This window comes from Collimonas arenae (assembly GCF_001584165.1).
In the GTDB taxonomy this organism is placed as follows: domain Bacteria; phylum Pseudomonadota; class Gammaproteobacteria; order Burkholderiales; family Burkholderiaceae_D; genus Collimonas; species Collimonas arenae.
In genome coordinates this window covers 405,196-427,187 of the sequence record NZ_CP013233.1, presented here as the reverse complement: position 1 = coordinate 427,187, position 21,992 = coordinate 405,196, and the positions used below count along the sequence as shown (strand labels likewise).

At 52.4% G+C, this 21,992-nt stretch carries 21 protein-coding genes and 4 pseudogenes; 11 read left to right on the top strand and 14 right to left on the bottom strand.

The window, feature by feature from the left end; genetic code table 11:
- The 4 genes and pseudogenes from CAter10_RS24115 to CAter10_RS21740 all read left to right on the top strand — a co-directional run.
- Positions 1-150 (top strand): annotated as a pseudogene (locus CAter10_RS24115) (type II secretion system protein); the annotation flags it as partial.
- A gap of 27 nt (positions 151-177) precedes the next feature.
- Positions 178-552, top strand: a complete 375-nt coding sequence (locus tag CAter10_RS02010; protein ID WP_335340227.1) for a hypothetical protein — start codon at positions 178-180, stop codon at positions 550-552.
- 4 nt (positions 553-556) lie between these two features.
- Positions 557-991, top strand: a complete 435-nt coding sequence (locus tag CAter10_RS02005) for a type II secretion system protein (RefSeq protein ID WP_061532081.1) — start codon at positions 557-559, stop codon at positions 989-991.
- Positions 924-1,511, top strand: coding sequence for a type II secretion system protein (locus CAter10_RS21740; protein WP_236905473.1), 588 nt, complete (start codon positions 924-926; stop codon positions 1,509-1,511). Before CAter10_RS02005 ends, CAter10_RS21740 begins: the two co-directional genes overlap by 68 nt.
- A 38-nt stretch (positions 1,512-1,549) precedes the next feature.
- Here the strand turns inward: CAter10_RS21740 and CAter10_RS02000 are convergent, their stop codons facing one another.
- From CAter10_RS02000 to ssb, 3 genes and pseudogenes are all read right to left on the bottom strand, one after another.
- Positions 1,550-2,404, bottom strand: coding sequence for a cupin-like domain-containing protein (locus CAter10_RS02000; RefSeq protein WP_082797758.1), 855 nt, complete (start codon positions 2,402-2,404; stop codon positions 1,550-1,552).
- Positions 2,405-2,448: 44 nt separating this feature from the next.
- Positions 2,449-3,687 carry a multidrug effflux MFS transporter gene (locus tag CAter10_RS01995; RefSeq protein ID WP_061535123.1) on the bottom strand — a complete coding sequence of 413 codons (1,239 nt, stop codon included), beginning with the start codon at positions 3,685-3,687 and terminating at the stop codon, positions 2,449-2,451.
- Between the two features lie 219 nt (positions 3,688-3,906).
- A pseudogene (gene ssb / locus CAter10_RS01990) lies at positions 3,907-4,403 on the bottom strand (single-stranded DNA-binding protein).
- Between the two features lie 639 nt (positions 4,404-5,042).
- Here ssb and CAter10_RS01985 point away from each other — a divergent pair.
- The 7 genes from CAter10_RS01985 (at position 5,043) to CAter10_RS24015 (ending at position 11,387) form a co-directional block, all read left to right on the top strand.
- A complete protein-coding gene (locus tag CAter10_RS01985; RefSeq protein ID WP_061532079.1) occupies positions 5,043-5,702 on the top strand; it encodes a TnsA endonuclease N-terminal domain-containing protein in 660 nt (219 codons plus the stop codon).
- 147 nt (positions 5,703-5,849) lie between these two features.
- The gene (locus CAter10_RS01980; RefSeq protein WP_128082965.1) at positions 5,850-6,746 is read left to right on the top strand and encodes a hypothetical protein; all 897 of its coding nucleotides are present in this window, start codon (positions 5,850-5,852) and stop codon (positions 6,744-6,746) included.
- A gap of 83 nt (positions 6,747-6,829) precedes the next feature.
- On the top strand, positions 6,830-8,026 hold the full coding sequence (locus CAter10_RS01975) for a hypothetical protein (RefSeq protein ID WP_061532077.1): 1,197 nt from the start codon (positions 6,830-6,832) through the stop codon (positions 8,024-8,026).
- A complete protein-coding gene (locus CAter10_RS22255) occupies positions 8,007-8,351 on the top strand; it encodes a hypothetical protein (protein WP_128082963.1) in 345 nt (114 codons plus the stop codon). Before CAter10_RS01975 ends, CAter10_RS22255 begins: the two co-directional genes overlap by 20 nt.
- Positions 8,321-9,448, top strand: a complete 1,128-nt coding sequence (locus tag CAter10_RS01965) for an AAA family ATPase (protein WP_335340223.1) — start codon at positions 8,321-8,323, stop codon at positions 9,446-9,448. The genes CAter10_RS22255 and CAter10_RS01965 overlap by 31 nt, the downstream gene beginning before the upstream one ends.
- Complete coding sequence (locus CAter10_RS22250) at positions 9,445-10,743, top strand: TniQ family protein (RefSeq protein WP_128082962.1); 1,299 nt, start codon at positions 9,445-9,447, stop codon at positions 10,741-10,743. Before CAter10_RS01965 ends, CAter10_RS22250 begins: the two co-directional genes overlap by 4 nt.
- Positions 10,719-11,387 (top strand): TnsD family Tn7-like transposition protein, encoded by a 669-nt coding sequence (locus CAter10_RS24015; protein WP_082797757.1) that lies wholly within the window; start codon positions 10,719-10,721, stop codon positions 11,385-11,387. Before CAter10_RS22250 ends, CAter10_RS24015 begins: the two co-directional genes overlap by 25 nt.
- A 432-nt stretch (positions 11,388-11,819) precedes the next feature.
- On the opposite strand, the gene CAter10_RS01950 is transcribed toward CAter10_RS24015, so the two are convergent.
- From CAter10_RS01950 to CAter10_RS01905, 11 genes and pseudogenes are all read right to left on the bottom strand, one after another.
- On the bottom strand, positions 11,820-12,497 hold the full coding sequence (locus CAter10_RS01950) for a GntR family transcriptional regulator (RefSeq protein WP_061532072.1): 678 nt from the start codon (positions 12,495-12,497) through the stop codon (positions 11,820-11,822).
- A gap of 9 nt (positions 12,498-12,506) precedes the next feature.
- Positions 12,507-13,717, bottom strand: a pseudogene (locus CAter10_RS01945) (alpha-hydroxy acid oxidase).
- Positions 13,718-13,746: 29 nt separating this feature from the next.
- On the bottom strand, positions 13,747-14,754 hold the full coding sequence (locus CAter10_RS01940) for an Ldh family oxidoreductase (RefSeq protein WP_061532071.1): 1,008 nt from the start codon (positions 14,752-14,754) through the stop codon (positions 13,747-13,749).
- A 169-nt stretch (positions 14,755-14,923) separates the two neighbouring features.
- Positions 14,924-15,379: a RidA family protein gene (locus CAter10_RS01935; RefSeq protein WP_061532070.1), complete on the bottom strand. Its 456-nt coding sequence runs from the start codon at positions 15,377-15,379 to the stop codon at positions 14,924-14,926.
- Between the two features lie 43 nt (positions 15,380-15,422).
- Positions 15,423-16,168, bottom strand: a pseudogene (locus CAter10_RS01930) (amino acid ABC transporter ATP-binding protein).
- A gap of 29 nt (positions 16,169-16,197) precedes the next feature.
- On the bottom strand, positions 16,198-17,313 hold the full coding sequence (locus CAter10_RS01925; protein ID WP_231879135.1) for an amino acid ABC transporter permease: 1,116 nt from the start codon (positions 17,311-17,313) through the stop codon (positions 16,198-16,200).
- Position 17,314: 1 nt separating this feature from the next.
- A complete protein-coding gene (locus CAter10_RS24110) occupies positions 17,315-17,725 on the bottom strand; it encodes an ABC transporter permease subunit (protein ID WP_335340180.1) in 411 nt (136 codons plus the stop codon).
- Entirely contained in the window at positions 17,722-18,489 is a 768-nt protein-coding gene (locus CAter10_RS01920; protein ID WP_128082960.1) for an ABC transporter permease subunit, read from the bottom strand. Before CAter10_RS01920 ends, CAter10_RS24110 begins: the two co-directional genes overlap by 4 nt.
- Before the next feature lie 19 nt (positions 18,490-18,508).
- The gene (locus CAter10_RS01915) at positions 18,509-19,576 is read right to left on the bottom strand and encodes an amino acid ABC transporter substrate-binding protein (protein ID WP_061532069.1); all 1,068 of its coding nucleotides are present in this window, start codon (positions 19,574-19,576) and stop codon (positions 18,509-18,511) included.
- Between the two features lie 40 nt (positions 19,577-19,616).
- Positions 19,617-20,507 carry a 4-hydroxy-tetrahydrodipicolinate synthase gene (dapA, locus tag CAter10_RS01910; protein ID WP_061532068.1) on the bottom strand — a complete coding sequence of 297 codons (891 nt, stop codon included), beginning with the start codon at positions 20,505-20,507 and terminating at the stop codon, positions 19,617-19,619.
- A gap of 12 nt (positions 20,508-20,519) precedes the next feature.
- Positions 20,520-21,686 carry a glycoside hydrolase family 88 protein gene (locus CAter10_RS01905; RefSeq protein WP_061532067.1) on the bottom strand — a complete coding sequence of 389 codons (1,167 nt, stop codon included), beginning with the start codon at positions 21,684-21,686 and terminating at the stop codon, positions 20,520-20,522.
- Positions 21,687-21,992: the final 306 nt, after the last annotated feature.

Below are 21,992 nucleotides of genomic sequence, written 5' to 3'. Positions count from 1 at the left end.
ATGGGTTCGAACCGATGCGAAGAATTCTATCGATCCAGTATCCGTGGGGCGGGAAGTTACCACTTCGCGCAGCCAGACTCCAATAAGCGCCAGGGTTTCACTCTGATCGAATTATTAATCACTCTCTCCATTCTGGCGCTACTCGCTAGTGTAGCCGTACCCTTGACACAGGTTGGAATGCAGCGTCATCAAGAGCAGGAGTTACGTCGGATACTCTGGGAAATCCGCAGCGGTATTGATGCCTACAAGCGAGCCGCAGATGAGGGGCGAATTCCCAAATCCCTTGGGGCTAGCGGGTATCCAAAGAATTTGGATATTCTAGTAGAAGGCGTAGCGGATCAACGTGATCCAAAACGTTCAAAAATCTTTTTTTTAAGGCGCATTCCAAGTGACCCCATGGCTGCAAACAGTAACGAGGACGGGGCATTAACATGGGGTAAGCGCAGCTACGCCAGCGAGGCTAATGATCCGCAGGAGGGTGATGACGTTTATGACATCTATTCGACCTCATCCAAGGTTGGTTTAAACGGCATACCCTATAGAAAATGGTAACGTCATGAATAACCCGCGCTCCACGAATATCGATGACCGATCCGCTACTCAGACGTACAAAAAAAAGACGGCAGAACATGGTTTTACGCTGATCGAATTACTGGTCGTCTTGGCCATCGTGGCTCTGTTAGCAACACTGGCGTTACCTCGCTACTTCCAAAGTATTGACACAGCAAAGGAGGCTATTCTAGTAGAAAATTTGCGCCTAACAAGAGACACCATTGATAAATTCTATGCCGATACAGGTCAGTATCCCGACTCTCTCAACGAGTTGGTAGAAAAGAAGTATTTACGATCCCTTCCCGTTGACCCCATTACAGAAAATACCGATGCCTGGATAATCGTACCTCCGGAAGACCTGGAGAAGGGGAATGTCTATAGCATTCGCAGTGGCGCGCCAGGCAACAATCGCATGGGCATACCCTTTACTGATCTGTAATCTTTATCATCATGAACTACACGATGGCACAAATGATAGGAAATATAGAAATGCCGGCTTTACCTATCTCGGTGTATTAATCCTAGTTGCGATTCTTAGTATTGCATCGGTCGCATCGCTACAAATTGGATCGTTAGTACAACGGCGAAATGCAGAGGAAAACCTATTGCATATTGGTAGCGAGATGCAAAACGCAATCACTAGCTATATCAATGCAACTCCAGTGGGGCATTCACGCAACCCCACCTCTCTGCAAGATCTTTTGAAGGATCCCCGTTATCCCGAAACCCATCGATATTTACGCAAATTGTATGCAGATCCAATAACCGGCAAAGAAGAATGGGGAACAATCCAATCTCTAGACAAAAGCGGCATTGTTGGCGTATTTAGTTTGTCCGACTCCGAACCTATAAAGTTGGGAAATTTCAGTCCAGAATACGTAGAATTCACAGGAAAAACTTCTTATCGTGATTGGAAATTTGTTGTCTCGCCAAATCTTTCTCATCAAGCTCAATTTTAAAAAAACAAACGATGCTAGCCGGCATCCAACATGATCAACTAACCTGCCTTCAGAGAAACATCCCCATTCAACGCCAACGGCAGCGCCCTGGCCCATCGGTTGGCCGACAGTGAAAAGGTCAGCGCGCGCACCTGGTGATACCACCCCGCCGGCACATACAGCAGTTCACCAGGTTGCATGATGCATTCAATCATAGCGGCCTGGCGGGCAAGCGGAAATTTGTCGAAATCCGGCGCTTCCGGATCAAAGGGTGAGCCGAACAGAATCGCGTTCGCCTCGCGCGGGTAAAGGAATTCGTCGTGATGCGGCGGTGACAGGAAAATACGCTTGCTGCCCCAGATCTGGGCAAAGATATTGTCGTCATAGTCGCAATGCAACGGCGTCACGGTTCCCGATGGTCCAAGCCAAAAGCGTGGCGGGCCCATCTTATTAAAATAGGTTGGCCAGTGGCACAGCGCATTCAACTCACGCAACGCCAGGTTGCCCAGATACGGTGGCAGGTCCTGCGTGTTATCGGCGACCAAGTCCAGGTATGCCAGCAGCGACATATCCTGCATCGCCCGGTCGGGCGCGAACGCGGTGTTGATATAGTCACCCACCCTGGCGCGCACATGCAGCGCGCCGAAACGCTCGCGTAGCGTTTGCGGCGTGAGGGCTGACAATGGCCACTTGTTGACAAGCCCAGTGATGACGAATGGCAAGCCTTCTGCGGCATGCATGCGAAAAGCTGCGGCGTCGAGGCCGCCGATGCGCGGCACTACCGAAATGGCTGGAAGGCCGCGCGCCACACGTCTTATCGCTTCACGCATTTCGTGGATCGAAGTGACCCCGCGAATCAGCGCGTCCTTGCTTTCACGCACCTGCTTTTCGAGCAGGGCGTCTTCGGACGACATGGCCGTCGACGACGGCCGGGGTGGCGGCAAACGTGACACGCTAATTAGCTCACACCGGTCGTGGTCCGATTGTCAGAAGTTGCCAATGATGCGACCGGACGCTCAAAGTGACGTAGAAATTTGCCTACCGTCAGCATGACGGTAAGGCCAACGATAACGAAGAAGACCGCCATCGGGGCAAGACTGTGGAACGGCACAAACCCGGCCAGCGCCATCATGCCCGACGACACGAGTATCAGCGCGAATCCAAGAATGGCGCTCGTCAGTCCGGCAATATGAGGGAAGATCGAATTCCCCTTGCCCATCAAGGTGGGATACATGGCGCCGGCACACAAGCCCATGACCAGGACGGGGGCCATCAAGGTCCACACGTTCAAGCCAATCGTTAGCGACAGAATCAGCATGGCAACTGCTGCGCCTGTCATGACGCGGGCACCGATGCGAAGACGTTGTTCAGATGTCGGCAAACGCGGATGATGTATCCGATTGGAAATACCGCCCAGAAAATACATGAGCCCGATTGCCAGAGCCAGGTAGCCGAAATAAGTTGGCGGCTTGTGCAAGGTGTCTTGCACCATGAATGGCCCGACGATGTTGAACACCAGAAGAATGCTGTAGCACAGCCCTTGCGCCAGAAAGCAACTCTGGAATACCGGACTCGAGAGCACCATGCCGGTGTTCTTGATGAGCGTCTTCGGATTCAGATGTACCGGATGCTTGAGTGTTTCCCGGTAACGCCAGAGAAAAATCCACATCGCGAATGAATAGATCAACAGAAAAGTCAGGCAAGAACGCCAGCCGAACGCCGTTTGCAGATGTGCTCCGATGACGGGCGCCAGAATCGGCGCCAGCCCCCATGCAGTGGCCATATAAGTAAACACATGCATCAGCGCCTGCCCCGAGAACGTATCCGTGATGATCGCCTTGGCGAGCAGATTGGTTGCCGCGATGCCAAAGCCTTGCAGGCAACGCGCCAGGACAAAAGTCTCCAGGTTGCTTGCGACCAGCGTCAACACGCAGCCAGCGGTAAACATGGCCATTCCCAGAGCAAGCATTTTTTTACGACCGTAGGCGTCAGATAAAGGGCCGAAGAGAAGCTGTCCGAATGCATATGCCACCAGATAAATCGTCACGCTCGATTGAATCGCCTGCGCCGAAGTTTGAAAAAAACGCGCCATCGTCGGCAGTGCGGGGACGTAGATATCAATCGCCAACTGGCCCGCGGAGGCCAGCATGCAAATGAAAAATATCAGGAAGCGTGGATGATTCGCAGTTTTATTCATGAAAAAAGTTGGCGCCAGACGTGTGAAGACAGCGTATTTTGACGGCTTATCCAAGTCTCTGCTGGCGAGTGCCAAAAATAGAAAGACCGCGCTTGCTTGCGTTGTGCAAACGCACAGCTCATGCAAGAAAACAGGAATGTATTTTTAGCGCAAACAACAAAAAACGCAGCCTTTTCAAGGGCTGCGTTCATTTTGTTTGCAAATATAAAAACGTATATCCTAGAACGGAATATCGTCATCCATATCCGAGAAATTCGGCGCCGGACGTGAAGCCGGGGCTTGCTGGCGTGCCGGGCTGCCGGGGCGCTGGTGTTCTGGCGGGCCGGTGGCGCGCTGCTGTAGCCACCACCGTCATCCATCGATGCGCCGCCGCCCTGGCCTTGACGGCTGCCGAGCATCTGCATGGTGTCGGCGATGATTTCGGTAGTGTAACGTTCAGCGCCGTCCTTGTCTTGCCATTTGCGCGTCTGCAGGCGGCCTTCGACGTAAATTTGCGAGCCCTTTTTCAGGTACTGGCCGGCGATTTCCGCAAGTTTGCGATAGAAGGTGATCCGATGCCATTCGGTCAATTCTTTCTTTTCGCCGCTATTCTTGTCTTTCCAGCTTTCCGTCGTTGCAACGGCAATGTTGGTGACTGCTTCGCCGTTCGGCATGTAACGCGTTTCAGGGTCGCGGCCGAGATTGCCGACGATGATGACTTTATTGACCGATGCCATGTAATTCTCTCCTAATGTCCAGGGACAATTTATTTTGTCCAAGGGACATTAAATTTGTCCAAAAAATGCGATTAGGGACAATTAAATTTGTCCAAATCTTACAATGTTGCGTTTCAGATGATAAAATCCCATGAGATTTCCAGAAAACGGCTGCCTAGGGACAATATATTTTGTCCAAAAAAAATGCGATTAGGGACAAATTAAATTTGTCCAAATTTTCCAACACCGCATTTTAGATAAAAAAATAACATGATTCTTCCAGAAAGCTGCTGTGTAATTATAAAGTTATGAAGTTTACCGTACTTTGGTTCGACGTAAGGCTTCCGTTACTGCCGAAACCATAAAACGAACAGGAAACTTCCGAAGCCTCAATTTTATTCCGCATAAGCGGCGATAGCAAAAAATAGGCGAGGCGCGGGCTTTCCGCTAGTGGTAACGGAAAACCAAAAATTTGCATTTTGAAAAATTAGTATTGGGTACTACTGCTCAGCGGAGGTTCTTGCGAGCTGCTAAAAGGAGTTGCCGCGTTGCGACGAAAGAATCTTCGCATGGGGCGATTGATTTTGCAACTAGATTTATATCTACACCACGATAACTTAGTGGCGATCGTCGTACTACGCATCAGAGGGGATATTACGCATGGCCGGCACAAAGTCCCGTAAGCCAACTGTAGAAATTGTGAAACGCTGGATCAAAGCTGGTTATGGTCAAGGTCAAGGCTCCAGCTACAAGCCATTCATGAACGTTCGCGATGTTCCATCCATTGGGGCGTCCAACATGGTGACAAGCAGAATCACCGGTCGAAATCACCATTACTTGTCTAGACAGGAATTTAAGACTCACCTACTTGCCGAGTACAGTCGATCTACTCTGGATATCCGCGAGCAATTCGCCCTTCTCCCATGGGACGAAACACAGTCAATCGCAAAAAACCTCGGCATCCGGCACCCCCACTTCCCAGGGACCTCCACGCCAACCGTTCTTACTACGGACTTGGTTCTCAGTTTTAAGCGCCCAGATGGCATTGAACTGGTTGCCGTGAGCGTAAAGTTAACCAAACACTTGACGCCGAGAAATCTGGAGAAACTTCTCATTGAACGTGTCTATTGGAATAGACGGGGGATACGCTGGGTCCTAGCCACAGAAACAAACATACCGAACGTGCGGGCAAGAAATCTGCAATTCTTTGAAGCGGCGCTTAATGATCGCCGAGGGCACAATCTGGTATTGATCCCACTCATTTCAGCCGGAAGTTTGAAGAGCACCATGCAGCACATCTTTCGTTTAATGAAATTATGACAAAGACGATCCAAGATATAGGCGTAGATATTCAGGTCGGTCACACACTATTAGGCAGGGCGGTATGGGAACGAACCAGTCGTATCGACATAAATGCCACGCCACTTAGTCACCGAAGCGCCGTCATACTCACCGTGTAAGGCCCCTATGTTCAAGATCAATGAAATATTCACGCCGACGAAACCGATGTCGCGAATTACGGGTGCTGTGCGGGTCATCGATACCGTTGACCTCAAAAAGGTCATCCTGATCGGCGTAGACGAAAATAATCATAGTGCTCCATTCAGCTTCGATTTCCAAGAATGGCTGGATCTTCTTCACTCCGATTCAGTGATGAAAACGGCAGACCCTTACTTGATGCTCTCATCAATTCCAAAGAGTCTACCGATTGGCGCCACCGTCCGATACAAGCAAGTCCTTGAGATAACCTCGAAATTATCCATGACGCCAAACTTGCTCCACACGCGGAAGGCACTTACCACGGAGATCAATGCCATCGCAAAGGCCATGAGGTTAAATAGCAGAACGATCAAACGCTGGGTCTTTGAATGGCTGAAAGCCGGCAGGAATCCTGTTGCCGCAGTTCGAAAATTTTTACCTAAGGACGAAAATAAAGTCATCATTCCTCAGAAACAAGGAAAGAAGCGGGGCGTCAGCCGTCGTATTGGCGCTTCCGCCTCCCTGGCACCTGCGCATGAAGTCACAGGAAATATCAGTAAAGCCTATGATATGTACGTCATGCAACGGAGAATGACATGGCGCGATGCATATCACGAGATGCTTATCGCGCTGTACGGTATTCCAGAAGAAGCTATGTCGGAGCAGAAACATGGGCTATTCCTGGATCGAGTACTCGTCGAAAAATATCGTGTGCCGACATGGACACAGTTCAGATATCGCTGCCGATGCCTCAAGAATGAGGTCACCAACCAAGGTACGGAACTTCCACAAGGCAAACGCGGCAAGGCCGCCGACGATGTCTTCGGCCTGGATTTTTCGAGATCGACGCTACGCACTTCCAAATTCAGCTTGTTTCACGCCTAACGAAGGCGCAACTGGTTGGTAAGCCTACCGTCTACCTCATCGTCGATATTTTCTCCGGCGCAATCACCGGTTATTGCGTTAGCTTGGAGAATCCTAGTTGGGCAGTCGCTGCACAAGCCCTTTTTAATTGCTTCAACGACAAAGGCTTCGTTTTTAAGCGTCTAGGCCTGCCCTACGAGTCCAAAGACTGGCCGTGTCGGCAACTTCCAATTTTTTTGCGAGCGGATCGCGCTGAACTCGTATCAAACATGGGACAAGCGTTTCCGTCCTCGGGGATTCGGGTCGAAATTGCCCCATCCATGACCCCAGAGGCAAAAGGGACGATAGAAGGCAAGAATGCCGAGATCAAAAAATCGCAGCGAGGCAGATTTGATCTGCCTGGTCGCTATGAGAAGATTCGTAGGCGACGATCACCTGACGGGAAAAAGACAGCGGCACTCGACATTTTCGAGTTCGAACGAATCCTGGTGGAAATCATCATGGACATCAATCGGGAGCCGATTGCTGCGAGGCGAATTCCTCCCGATGCTCTATTATGCGGCGCGAAAGTCGCTAGCCGCATTGGCTTTTACGAATGGGGATTGGAACACCGCGCCGGCTACACCCTTACTATGGGTCCAAATTTCGCATACGAGCATCTCTTAACTCGGGTGAACGCACCTGTTACGCCGCAAGGCATTCACGTTAAAGGCGAAATCTTTAGCTGCGATCGCTTGCGCGAATTGGGTATCCTTATTACTTCTGTAGACAATAACGTCAAAATAAGCGCTGCATACAATCCGCTGTTTGCTTCTGAAATCTACTTCCATGACCAGAAAAACGGTCTTTGGCCCCGGGCATTCAACGTCGATCCAGAAATCGCGCGGTTAAAAGCCTCGTTTGCAGAGACGGCAAACTATCGCGCAATGCAAAACCTGCTCACCGAGCAGGCTGGGCTCAATTCTCACGCCAAGCGCAGGCAGCGCATTCCTGTCGTGCGCAAAATTATCCAAGTTGCGATTCAAGAAAAGAAAACTGTCAATATAAAAACAAGTGGCGCAAAAGCACAAATACGTGAGAACCGAGCGCAAGAACGGGCAAATGAACGATCACCGGGTCTGAATGGCGCAATTTCTAGCGCCCCACCATTCCCAGCGTCAGACAAGAAAAACAACTTGGCGAGCGATGCAAAAACCGGAGTCGTTCGCCCCGACAATGTTCCCGAAACGATAGCCGAATCAAACACCATGAGCAAAACAAAATCACTTTGGGAAAAGGTCAATGCTGTCAACAAGCACTAAGTTAAATCCAGCTTATCGAACCATTGGCGTACCGGAGATTGATAGTAATCCGCTGATCGCTCATCTAAAACTTCCTCCTGACACCGGAGATGATGCATTTCTTGCTTTGGGCATGCAACCGCAGTTCGATGCTAGCGAACGCAAACTTCCCACGGCTATTCGGCGCTTGCGTGTGAACCGCTTGCGGCGCTTTTTCATCCCAACTCTGCCCGTTCATCGTCGTGCCCTCATTGAAATCTGCTCCCAAGTATTCGACGGCTACATGGCCCGCAATCCCATGACCGCTGAAGGACAATCTATCTTGTATGGGGCTCGGTCAACCTGACGTACCGTCCAACCATTTCACTTGTGGCGGGACTTTCCGGCATGGGAAAATCTACTCTCGTAGACCGGATTCTCGGCTATTTAGGTGAGCAAGTGCAATGCCACTCAGGCTTCCACGGTAAGGAATTTTCGGAAACGCAGGTCCTTTGGTTGCGACGTAACGTCCCCGAGCATTGTAGCGTCGGCACTTTATGCTCCACCTTCGGTGACTACACCGACCGCGTTTTGCGCATGTCTCTATACGGAGGGATCTTCGACAAGCTAAAACGGGGAGGTAGGGATGCTTATCTTGCAGAAATTCGTAAAATCATTACGACCCATCATGTCGGTTTGCTAGTGCTAGACGAGTTCCAAAACCTTTCGCTAATGGGAGTCGGAGCGAAGAAAATTATTGCATTGCTCGTCAATCTCCGAGATGAACTCGGTCTTCCCATCGTGGTCGTCGGGACCTACAAAGCACTGCGTTTATTGGAAGGAGATCTAAGCATCGCACGGCGCCTGGTCGAAGGCGGCTATTTCGATCTTGAGCGTCCAACCACATCGGACGACAGCAATTGGCAGGAGTTATGCGAAATCACGTGGCAATACCAATGGATTCGTGAGCCGATCGAGTATTCGTCCGACATTGGCGATGCCCTCTTTGAGGTAAGCCAGGGTATTACGGGAATTATGCTCAATGTCTTCGTTGCCTCACAACTTGCTGCAATGGAAGATGGTGGGCACGAGAGAGTCGACGCCGATTTAATCCGTCATGTATTCAAGGAGCGCATGAAGCCACTTCATCAGGCGGTGAGGATTCTCAAATCGGGGGATCCGCGCCTCTTGGACAAATTTGACGATATCTATAATAATTTGTATCCCACGCAATCCCGAAATGACAATAGTTCGGACCCTAACGTCGAGTCGGACAGTACCAAAATACAGGTCCGTGACGACGCCATCGCAGACTTGAACCCATCAGTAGAGCAGCCAATCAAAGTGCGCCGCAAGAATACCAAACATCCAAAAACTAGCCCAGCACTGTCGGAAGACCAGATCAAAAAATTAGTCACTTCAGACTCCATGCTGGACTTGATCAGCATCCTCGATAATTTATGAGACTGCCAGGATTCCCGATTGCAGCTTCCGGGGAAATCTTCTCTTCGGTCATAGCGCGTCACTTGGCTCGCAGCCCCGCGACGAAAAGCCGCCATCTTGACCAACTTGGACTGCGCATCGCCTCGGCAAATTCTCTCGTTCCTAACAACCTCCCCCCGTTCGTCGAGGTATTACCGGCCAGTCATCCTTGGGCCGATACTCCGAGCCGCATCATCCTGGATCACACGCTAATACCGTTATTTCTCCGTTTTTCCACCGCTGAGCGTAGCGCTGAGGTCATTGCAGAAATCGCGGCGGGACGCAGCAGAAACCCGACAGCGACCGTTGGGCTAACCCCAAGCCGATCAACGAAACTACTACATAAAGCAAAAATCTGCCCCGACTGCGTAGCTCGAGACATCGCGACACACGGCTTTCCTGTTCTTTATCGCCAGCACCAGCCATCATTCGTGCGCATGTGCGACGTGCATGCCAAACCGCTATATTGGAATTGCGTTCGGTGTCAGGAATTGCATCGACATACTCGAATGTGGCAAATGGCAGGCCGCTGCAATTGCCATTCGCCGCTGACCCAGGCAGTGCTCAATGCCGATCTTAACGTAAAAACTGATGAGAATTGGTTGTGGCTATCGCACCAGGTCGCGATTATTCTGGGGTACTCGAATGTACCGACCGACCATTCCATTACGGAAAAACTCCTCAATTGCCTAAAAGAAAATGGATTTTCTGGAACGACTGGAGGCCTTGACTCCTCAGCAGTGGCCGATGCACTGAACGAACGATTTGGCAGGTCATTTCTGCAGCAATTAGATCTCGGGAATTGGTGTGAACTGCTTTCCAACGGACATCGGGCAAATCGTGTGCTCAGCCGAGATGTAATCGAAGGTAGGAAAATTCCCAATGTGTTGCACGTGTTATTGCTTGCCCGCCTTGTTGTTGCCGACATATCGATTCTCTCGGATATGGAATTAACTTCGAAAGTGCAGGAAAAACGTTGTCCCACAGGCTATGGCCGCCGGGCTTCCTCTTGTCAGGCCCTCGATAACCGGACGATCGATTTAGCGGTTCAATCAACCGAGGGGAAAATCACCGTCGCCGCGCGCGTCCTTGGCGTGCACTCATATGTACTAGCGGCCGAGATGCGAAGAAATGGCTTGCGCTTACCACTGCCAAATGTCACCGCGAAACGGCTAGGAATCAAACGCATCCACGCAATCCAAGAGGCGCTTAAAAAAGGGATACCAAAAAAAGATATTCAACACCTCTACAAATATCGGAATGGTCAATTCTGCTGATCGAACTCGATGACCTTGACCTAAGCAACGCACATCGCAATGCAACCATCGAACGACAACGAGAAAATCATCGCACGGCCCTCCTCAAATATTGCGAAGATCATCCTTCACCGTCGCGATCGGCATTTGTCACTATGCACGCTGGCGCCTTTGACTGGTTGCGAGAATACGACAGGACGTGGCTCGAGGGTCATCTGCCCTTATCCATACGCGGAGTCCAAAAGATACTCCGACAAAGACGAAAGGATTGGCCCGCGATTGACACTGCAGCGGCCGCCATAATTCGAAAAGCCGCCCTCGATGAGATCAACAAGATCGACAGACCAACTTGGCTCACTCGAACCAGATTATTAACGATCGCTGGCGCTTTGGGTGCCATTGAGAGAAAAAATGAGGGGAAATTTCCGAATACCCGTGCCGAAGCTAAGCGCCTTTCCGAAGGGAAAAAGGACTTCCAACGCAGGATCATCGATTGGGCTCTTCAAGAGTATGCTGGACTCCAAATTCCTATTTCGATCAATCAACTGCGTAGAGTCGCACGAATGTCGCCATGCATTCTTCTTGAACAACGTAGCTATATCGTTGCAAAGGCTGAAGAACTGGGGCTGGTGTTCGACACTCGTTGCTCCTTAGCGCCACGATAGGTGTAACTGGCATCAGTATTACGGTTGATTCTACGAGTCGGCGATGTCTACTGTTAGTGGCTGGGTAAATCTGTATCCAGATGGTGGCGAATCAAAGGCTTCTGGATCAATCAAACGTTGGGCATGGGGTGCTTGACTATGCAGATGGATCGCCATGCTGACGATCTCGGCGAACTAAAAAAAACAGCAACGCGCCGCACAATGGAATAACCAGTACGACTGTAGAGACAGCTGGGAGTATGGGCGTGACTTCAAAAAAAATGCTGTCCCAAAGTCGGGCCGGCAATGTTTTTGTACGCGTACGGCTCAATATGAATGCCTTGCCGAAAATATCGCGCGGCGACTCTATCGTCCAATGGGGTTAGGATCGTTGAATTGCCCGTACCACTTCTCAATAGAAAACTGACTGGAAAGTAACAGCGACCACGCCCCTTATTCAACCACCTCAGCGTTAGCATGTACCAACCTGTCGCGCGCACTGAGAACATGATCGCTGGCTAATCTCTCCGCGAGACCGCTATTTTTCTCTGCGATCGCAGCAATGAGCTTAAGGTGTTCTGCATGTACGGTCTCGGCACGAGAGTTCGACAAGCTAGCCAAGCCACCCACCATCACAAGCTGGATTTGGTTTCGTAAGCTTTGAAGGACTCGCTGCAGCTCTATCGATTGCGAAGCTTCAGCAATCGCCGCATGAAATTCGATGCCCATGCGAGCCGCATCTCCTTTGCTGGGCTTAACACCGACAGTACGATCATTCAATATTGCGGCCGCGTCACGCAATGATGCGACGAGTTCTGGAGTGGAACGTTCCGCCGCCCACCTAGCTGCAATACCTTCCAATGGCGCCCGTATCGTATAGATCTGATAGATTTCCTCTGCTGTCGGACGCCGAACTACAGTTGAACGGTTTGGGCTACTGAAAACGAGATTTTCCCGCTCTAACTGAATGAGGGCTTCGCGGACAGGAGAACGGCTGACACTGAGTTCCTTGGCGATCGCGGGCTCTTGAAGCAATGTGCCCGCTTTTAAGGATCCGTCCAAAATCGCATTGCGCAAGGCCTGGGTAACCTCGTCAGCAAGAGAGGATCGAGATGAAAGGTGAAGAACCATAGTTAATTGCTAAGCGTGTATATTGTCGACATTATACCGCACATCGAGATCGTGGCCGTGAATTCTTTCAAGGAAACTGTCATTCAGTTCGCCAAGAGACGATAAGCCTAGGAGTGCCATATTTCGAGAGACTTCATCTTTAAGGATTTGTATTGCCCTCATTACGCCCTCCTCGCCTGCCACTGAGGCGGCGTAGGCGAACGGCCGTCCCAACAGCACGAACTTAGCACCAAGCGCAAGCGCCTTAAGAACGTCACTTCCCCGCCTAAGTCCACTATCGAAAATGATGGGAATTTCCGGACACGCTGAGACTATTCTCGGCAGCACCCGCAATGGAGAAACAGCGCCATCCAACTGCCTTCCGCCGTGGTTCGAGACGACAATGGCATCGGCTCCGAGACTTACCGCTGTTTTTGCGTCACGAACGTCCAACAGTCCTTTTACTACGAGTTGACCTCGCCAAAGTCGACGTATCGCCTCAAGGTGGCGCCAATTGATGTGTGCTCGTTCGCCCAGATCGCGTTCCAGCGTAGGTGAAAAATTGGCACACCTCTGCCTACATGATTGTTTTCAAAATGAGGCATACCGTGACTCGCCAGCGTTCTCAAGAACGTCCCAACCGTCCAGCGAGGATGCGTCAGGCCTTGCCAAGCAAGTCGCAGGCTTGGTCGCATAGGTGTGGAAAAGCCAGCTCTGACATTGTTCTCCCGATTGGCGCCCACAGGGCAATCTACGGTGACTACAAGAACGCGATAACCTGCAGTACTGGCGCGCTCAACGAGCTGAATGACGCCTTCGTCATCGCCCGGAAGATACGCCTGGAACCAGGCGTCTTCATTCTCGCTCGCTACCTCTTCGAGGCGGATAAGAGAGGAGCCGCTCAATATCATTGGAATGTTTGCTCGACAAGCACCTCGTGCAAGTACAATGTCGCCACGGTAAGCCCACAGTGCCGCGATTCCCATAGGTGCTATGCCGAAAGGTGCATCGTACTTGCGACCGAGTAGAGACACGCGAGTATCGCGGCGTCTGACATCGACCATATAACGCGGAATGAACCCGTATTCGGAGAAGACGGTCGCATTGTCCCGCAAAGATTGGTTAGTCTCTGCTCCACCGGCAATGTACTCGAAAAATGGGCGAGGGAGATGTCGTTTTGCGGCCTTTTCGAAATCGCCGAGGCAAAGGAATTGGCGCTCCAATAATTTTTGTTTTCGCATGTGCGAAGTCTTCCCCGTAAAAGGCACATTCACAACGTCAGTCCAAATCGCAAACCGAGGATGGACAGTTTGGAAAACTCCAGATCGGAATATTCAATTGAGCCCTCTGCACATGTTGACTGAGCCGTCTCAAGTTCAGGCTGACCCGGCCACATGACTTTAGACACCCCAGTTGCGGGTGGACTCTGTTCTATTTTCTTCTTCAACTTCTCAGATCGAGAAAAATACCCTTCGCGCGCAGAGAATCGATTCAGGTCAACAGCGACCGCAAACCAGTTCAGTTCATGCGGCGTACCCAACGCGGCTTCACCGAATAGCTCAGCGAGAAATGCCATCCCATATCCCTTGTGCGCACCAGACGGCAGGAGTGCACCGCCTTCATAGAACGACTCTGGATCGTTGGAAGGATTTCCCTCTTTGTCGATTAGCCAGCCATCTGGTACTGGCTTACGATTGGTCCGGTGGACAAGGAGCTTTCCTTGGGCCGTCGCGGAAGTAGCGAAATCGATAGTGCTGACTTGATTCGATGCCAACGGAGCGCTGATCGCATAGGGATTCGTATCGAACTCCGCCCTTGCCCCGCCAAAAGGTGCCACCTCGCGGAGTCGCTGATTTGCGCCTCCCCCGAAGATCTGTGCCCACATGAAATCCTTCGCGAGAGCCTCGGTAAATGCGCCAATCCGGCCAGTGTGCGCGCAGTTGATCACCGAACCACCCGCAATGCCATAAAGCCTTGCATTCTCGGCCAGGACAGGAACAAGATCGTTAAGCGCCAGGATTCCCCAAGTTCTTCGTGCGTCGACTTGTACAAGCCCGGAGCTCAGAATCTGAACGACCGGTGTCGCGCGATTATCGATATAGCCACTTTCGATCTGGTCGACATAACGCAACAACCTCAGCAAGCCGTGTGATCGCACTCCCTTGGTGTCAGACTCAACCAGGTGGCTCGCCACAATCTGAGCATGCAAATCGCTTGTTTCAAGCGCTACCAGGACCGACTTGCAGTAGCTCAACGCCGTATCAATTTGAATCTTCATTTGTGTGTGGAATGTTGAGGATCTTCAAAAGAGTCTCGTTGTGAGATCGCTATCCGAAAGCTGCCCATAGGCCACGCTGTATTTCTCGGAATGACAGAAATTCTATTTATAGATAGATGGACGTCACGCCGTCCTGTTAGAACAGCTCAGCATGCAAATCCCGTACGCTTCATTCAATTTCAGCAATAAGGTCAATTTCCACGCAGGCGCCGAAAGGTAGTTGCGCCACGCCAAGCGCGGCTCGCGCGTGAGCACCCACCTCGCCGAAAACCTCGACAAGCAGCTCGCTTGCACCGTTGGTCACCAGGTGATGATCGGTAAAAACGCTGGTCGAATTGACGAGCGAGGTCAGTTTGACAATTCGCTTAACGCGGTCCAGATTGCCTGTCGCGGCATGCAACGTACCCAAGAGATCGACAATTGCCGCCCTCGCCGCCAACTTCCCGTCCTCAACCGATATCGTCGCTCCGAGTTGACCTACCCAGGCCTGACCATTCTTCTTAGCGATCTGTCCGCTCAGGAAGATCAGATTTCCCGTTTGCACGAAAGGAACGTACGCCGCGACCGGTACCGCCACCGGCGGCAAAGAGATGTCAAGTTGCTGAAGTTTTGTATAGATACTCATTGGTTTTCCAGGTTAAATTTCCAAGGCGCCAGTACATACGCCGTTAATGGGTGATGATTTTCGAAAGGAAGTCTTTGGTGCGCTCGTTTTTCGGGTTTTCGAAGAATTCGCGCGGAGCAGCCTGCTCGACGATCTGGCCTCGATCCATGAAAATAACACGATCGGCTACAGCCTTTGCGAACGCCATTTCATGGGTGACGCAGAGCATGGTGATCTTCATTTCCGCCAACTCAACCATGACATCCAGGACCTCCTGAATCATTTCCGGGTCAAGCGCAGAGGTCGGCTCATCAAAGAGCATGATCTTGGGCGAGAGACAGAGCGCGCGCGCGATCGCCACGCGCTGCTGCTGTCCACCGGAAAGCTGGAGCGGATACTTCCCCGCTTGCTCGGCGATGCGGACTCTCTTGAGCTGCTGCATTGCGCGCTCCTCTGCCTCGCGCTTGGATACCTTGCCAACCCACATTGGCGCCAGGGTAAGATTCTCAAGAACGGTCAGATGGGGAAACAGATTGAACTGCTGAAACACCATGCCTACGTCCTTGCGTACCCGCTCGATCGAACGAACATCATCCTTGAGTTCGGTGCCGTCGACGATGAGCCTTCCCTGCTGGTGCTCCTCCAGCCGATTGATACATCGAATCATCGTTGACTTGCCTGATCCCGATGGTCCGCAAACTACGATGCGCTCGCCGGGCGGACACTCAAATTTATGTTGTGCAACACTTCAAAGTCGCCGTACCACTTATGTACGCCGCTAAATTCGATGATCGGTTGGTCGATTTTCATGCTGTCGAGGAGTTGAGTTGATTGAGGGGTCATTGGCGGCGCGTACCACGGTTCAAATGGCGTTCGATCCAGCGGCTGTAGCGCGACATGGAGAAGCAGAAGACAAAGTAGATTGCAGCCATAAATAGCTGCCCTTCAATGTAGAAGCGCCGCCACTCGGCATCGGCAAGGGCAAGCTGGAGGGCTCCCGTCAGCTCGAAGAGTCCTACAATCGTCACCAGAGAGGTGTCCTTGAAGGTCCCGATCAGGGTATTCATCATCGAAGGAACAACAAGACGCAGTGCCTGCGGCAGGACGATTTTGCGATTCGTCTGCCAGGTCGAAAGGCCAATTGCGTGAGCCGCCTCAACTTGTCCTTTCGGGATGGCCTGCAATCCCGCCCGAACTGCTTCGGCGAGATAGGCCCCGGTGAAAAGCGTCAATCCGACAAGCACCCGCACAAGGACATCGATGCTCACTCCTTGCGGCAACAAAAACGGGAACATGAATGACGCCATGAACAAGACTGAAATGAGCGGTACGCCTCGAACAATCTCCACAAACAAGACGCAGAGTGCCTTGATTACCGGCATCCTGGATCGACGCCCCAACGCGATCATCACTGCCAGCGGAAACGAGAGTGCAAGGCTGACCATGGACAGCAACATGGTGAGTGGAAGTCCACCCCAGCGTTCAGTTTCAACGGGATCGAGTCCGAACAAGCCACCTCGCAACATAAAAAATGCCGACAGAAGCGTCACCAGCCAGACCACCAGCAATCCAGCGCGCCACATCCTTCTCCAGCAACTCAACACGAGCAGAAACACAAGGGCGATCGTTACGCAGAGCGGGCGCCACTGCTCAGGAAATGGATAGCGCCCGAACAGCATAATCCGGTACTTGGCGGCTATAACGCCCCAGCATGCGCCATGCTCCGCAGCTGCTCGACACGCAGCGCTATCGGGTGCAAATACGGCGTTTCGGATAGCCCAATTAAACGCCGACGGAAGAACCGACAACGCCAGAACTACAATGACACACGTGACCACGGTGTTGAACACACCGCCAAACAGATTCTTTCTACACCACAGCCAAGCCTTACTCAGGGAGGAAGTCCTGGGTTTCACGCTACTTGCTGCACACGAACTTTTCATAATGCCATGCACTTCAGCGCTCCTTGATGAGTGACCGTTTGTTATAGATATTCATGCCGACCGCTGTCACCAGCGAAAGCGTCAGATAACACGCCATGACAAGTGAAATGCACTCGAAGGCGCGTCCCGTCTGATTCAGCGTCGTATTTGCTACCGAGACCAAGTCGGGATATCCAATAGCGATAGCGAGAGATGAGTTTTTGGTCAGATTCAAGTACTGACTGGTCAGCGGCGGAACAATCACGCGCATTGCCTGGGGCAACTGCACAAAACGCAATTCGAGTGTTCGGCCCAACCCCAGCGCTGCCGCAGCCTCGTGCTGCCCAAAGGGCACTGATTGAATGCCGCCGCGTACTATTTCTGCGATGAAGGCGGCGTTATAGACCGTCAAGCCGATCAGAATAGTCAAAAACTCTGGCGTCACGGCGGCACCGCCGTCGATAAAGCCATCTGTTCGCCGGGGGCATCGATCACATGTGGCGCTCCTCCCAACATCCACCCAGCACCAACACAGACAATCGCAATCAAGATCAGCGGTACAAATACCGGCAACCGATGGCCATTCATCTCTCGCTTCCGTCTGGCATAAATGCCCCATGCACAGCCGCCGGCCGCAGCGGCCATGGCTCCTGCAAATGCACCCCAGTAGCCGGCATCCCATTTCGGAAGGGGAAATTGCAGACCATTTTTGCTCAGAAAAAGTCCTGCAACGGGATGCAATGCCGCATCGATCGGCGGCATCAGCTCGGTCAATATGAAGTAGAGCGCAAACAGCTGCAGAAGCAATGGTACGTTTCGTACAGCTTCCACATAGGCGCCACAGAGCGACCGCAGTAGTACATTGCGAGAGAGACGGCCGATACCGATCAACGTGCCGGCAACAGTCGACAGAACGCAGCCAAGCAGTGCAACGCGAAGGGTGTTCAGCAGCCCTGCCGCCAGGGCGCGCAGGTACGAGTCGCTCGAATCGAAGGCGAGCAAGGTTTCACTGATAGAGAAACCGGCCGGCTGCGACAGGAAGTCATATCCGCTTTGAACACCACGCTCGTGCATGTTTGTGAGCGTGTTGTGTAACAGGCATGTCGCCATGGCGATCACCGCTGCCAGCGCGACCACCTGATAGATTACGCTGCGGGTGCTTTTGCTACGCCACCCGCCTCCCCAACTCTGATGTCCAGTATGTTCCATGGCTGTGATCACAGTTCGTTTAGCGAACTGGCGGCACGTAGAGCAAGCCGCCCTTATTCCACAGATTGTTCAATCCGCGGGTGAGCTTCAAAGGCGACTTGGCCCCGACGTTTCGCTCGAACATTTCGCCGTAATTTCCCTCGGCCTTGATGGCGCGGTAAGCCCAGTCCTTGTTCAGCCCCAGCAGACGCCCCATGTCTTCGCCGGTGCCAAGGATGCGCTGCACCGCTGGATCCTTGCTGTTGGCCTTCAGATCGTCGACGTTGGCTTGCGTGATGCCATACTCCTCTGCTTCAATCAAAGCATAGACAACCCATTTCACGATGGCAAAGAACTCGTCATCTCCGCGCCGCACCGAGGGAGAGAAAGGTTCCTTGGAGATGAGCTCGGGCAGGATGACATGGTCTGCCGGATTCGGCGCTTGTGCACTGCGCACCGATGCCAGATTTGAAGCGTCTGAGGTATATGCCTGGCAGCGACCACTGAAGTAAGCTTTATCTGTCGCCTCTTGCGATTCGTAGACGACAGCCTTCAGATTGAGGCCATTGGCTTTCGAAAAGTCAGTGAGAGTTCTCTCCGTAGTCGTCCCGGATCGAACGCATACAGTTGCGCCCTTGAGTTGTTTCACGCTAGTGATGTTGGCTCCGGTAGTCTTCTTGGTCACAGGATCCGTCTTCGGTTTTTGCACCATGAACGCCTGGCCGTCATAGAACATTGTTCCCGTGAAGTTCAACCCCAACGAAGCATCGCGCGTAAGCGTCCAGGTGGTGTTGCGCGACAGAATGTCGATTTCACCCGACTGGAGCGCCGCGAAACGCTGCACAGCATTGAGCGGTACCCACTTGACCTTGTTCGCGTCGGAAAGCACCGCTGCCGCCACCGCCTTGCAGACATCCACGTCGATCCCCTTCCAATTGCCTTGATTGTCAACAGCCGCGAATCCCTCTAGACCGGGATTCACACCGCAGGCTAACTGACCTTTGGACTTGATTGCGTCTAGCGTCTTGCCGGCATAAGCCGGCAGCGTACAGGTGGACAAAATGCCGAATACTGCGGCAACCGACAGCGAACAGATCGAGGTTTTCATTGTAGTGTCCTGAAGTGGTGAGTAAAAGAACAAAGCCTTCTTAGAATACAAGGCTTTGCAAGGCTTCGATGGCAGCCTTGGCGCGCTTGAGACTTTCGGCGCTTCCGTGCTGCAGCGGAGTACGAGCAGCGCCAATTGGTTGACCAACATAGGCCATCGCGTCCTTGAGGGGGCCTGGATGATTGGCGGTGTAGAGAGCTTCAACTAACGCCAACAAAGCATAGTGGGCTTTTTTCGCATTGGCGATGTCGCCGCGTTTGGTGGCGTCGAAAAGCTTCTTGTGGAAGGCAGGTACGAGGTTTGCCGTCATAAAAATGCCGCCGGGGCTACCTAATAGAAAGGTCGGGAAGCCAAGGTCATCATCACCGGACATGACAGCGATGCGCTCGCCCACCGCCTTGATTTTTGCGGAGACAACGGCAAGATCGCGCTCACATTCCTTCAAGGCCACCACGGACGGCAGTTTCGTTAGCCGTTCAAGAATCGGGATGTCCAGGGTCAGTCCCGTGCGGCCCGTGTTGTTGTACGCGACAATCGGCAACGAAGTGCCGTCCGCGATCGTGGCAAAGTGCTCGACAATTCCATCCGCGCTTGGCTTGATATAGTAAGGAGGAAGGACCAAGACCGCGTCGGCGCCAGCGTCAGCAGCATGCTTGGCAGTGTCCAGCACCTCGCGGGTAGCCGGAGCCAACGCGCCGACGATAATCGGGATCCGCCCCCGCACTTGGTCAACCGCAACTTCCACGACCTTTTTCCGCTCGGATGGCGTGAGGCTGACGTATTCGCCGCTTCCGCCGGCAACAAGCAGTCCACCAGCGCCCTCATCCACTTGGAAGTCGATGAGTTTTCGAAAGGCTTTTTCGTCAAATTCGTCGTTTGCGGTGAAGGGCGTGACGATCGCTGTGTAGATTCCATCTGCAGTGAATTTCATATCTTTCCTTATTTAGTGTTTGTCGTTCAATGAAAGGGGGGACCAATCGCTTTGAAGCTCTCGGAAGAGGCACTCAGCGATCCAGTAATTTCCATAGGGCATGACATCCTCTTGAGGAAATCTGCCCAGACGCGGGTGGCCTGGTTCTATGTGGCGCATGCGCCCCCAGGTTCCGTGCAAAAGAACACCGCCGTCTGTAAGGAATTTCGCGATCAGAGTCTTCAGAGTTTCGCGAGCTGTGGCGCGATAGCGCTCCGCTTTGTCCGGAATCCAGCGTGCTAGCCGGAACAGGACAGCTGTGGCAATTGCTGCTGCACAGGAGTCATAGGGCATTTTTTCACGCTCCGGATCGAAGTAATCGTATCGAGGTACCCAGTCCGGAGGCGCGTTTTGCACATACCAGTCGGCAGCACGTTCTGCAGCATCCAGATATTTCTGATTGCCACTCGCTTCGTATCCGTGCGCGTATCCGAGCATTGCCCACGCCTGACCACGTGCCCAAACACTGTCGTCGCGCCAGCCTTGAAGGCTAAACAAATGCGTGACCGACCTTGTTCCAGGATCCAGGGCTGCAGCGTGACAGCTAGAGCCATCCTCTCGTACAAGGCCAACTGACAAGACTGTGTCCAGATGCCTGTAGGGCAACGTTGCCCGCTCAGGCTCCCATTGAGAGGCCCAAAGCATCGACGGCAAATTCAGCCCGGTATCAATGACAATCCGATCGGCACTTGCTATCTGCAGAAATGCATTGGCTTTTTTGTCAAAAATGTTGGCAAAATTGTCACCGCCTGCCAAAGCCCATTCCTTCAGTTGTTTGTCGCCCGTCATTTGGTAGCCGAGCGTGAGGGCATAATACATATCTATGCCAGTCGACGAAAAGGTCGTCGGGTTTTTCGCAAGCACGGGGCCGATTTGCCGACTGATATGCATTGCAGCATCGGCATAGCGCTGGTCTTGCGCGAGTCGGGATAGCAACCACAAGCGCCCGGCAAGGAAGCCCGCCCACTGGAAGTTCGCCCAGCTATCCCAAATGTACTCGGAATCCCAACTGTAGCTGCCGGTCATCGCATTGAGCCGCGGAACTCCGCCCCACTTTTCCAACCCCTCCACCACAGCATCCGCGCTGCGGCACAAGTGGCGCACTGCAGTTTCTAGCGTGGCCACATAGTCATCGTTCATTCGTACCTCTCAAAGTTCTATTTCTTTGCCTTGCCCGTTGGGCTCTCAGCCGCCCGCGCCACGAATCGTGAAGAATTTTTCACATCGTGCATGCTGTCGACAGAGTACAATGTACAGTGCGCACATTCCACTTGCAAGTTTTTTTTCTGTGCAGGCGCAGCACGATCCCGCCGACTGCAAGCAAGAAATCGTAGGAGATTCCTTGCAAATCAACGCCAAAAGCCCGCGACATGCGCCTTATTGCTAAGCAACATGTGCACGTCTTTCTTTTTTGTCTGGAGGGAGGCGAATCATCTTGATCGGCGA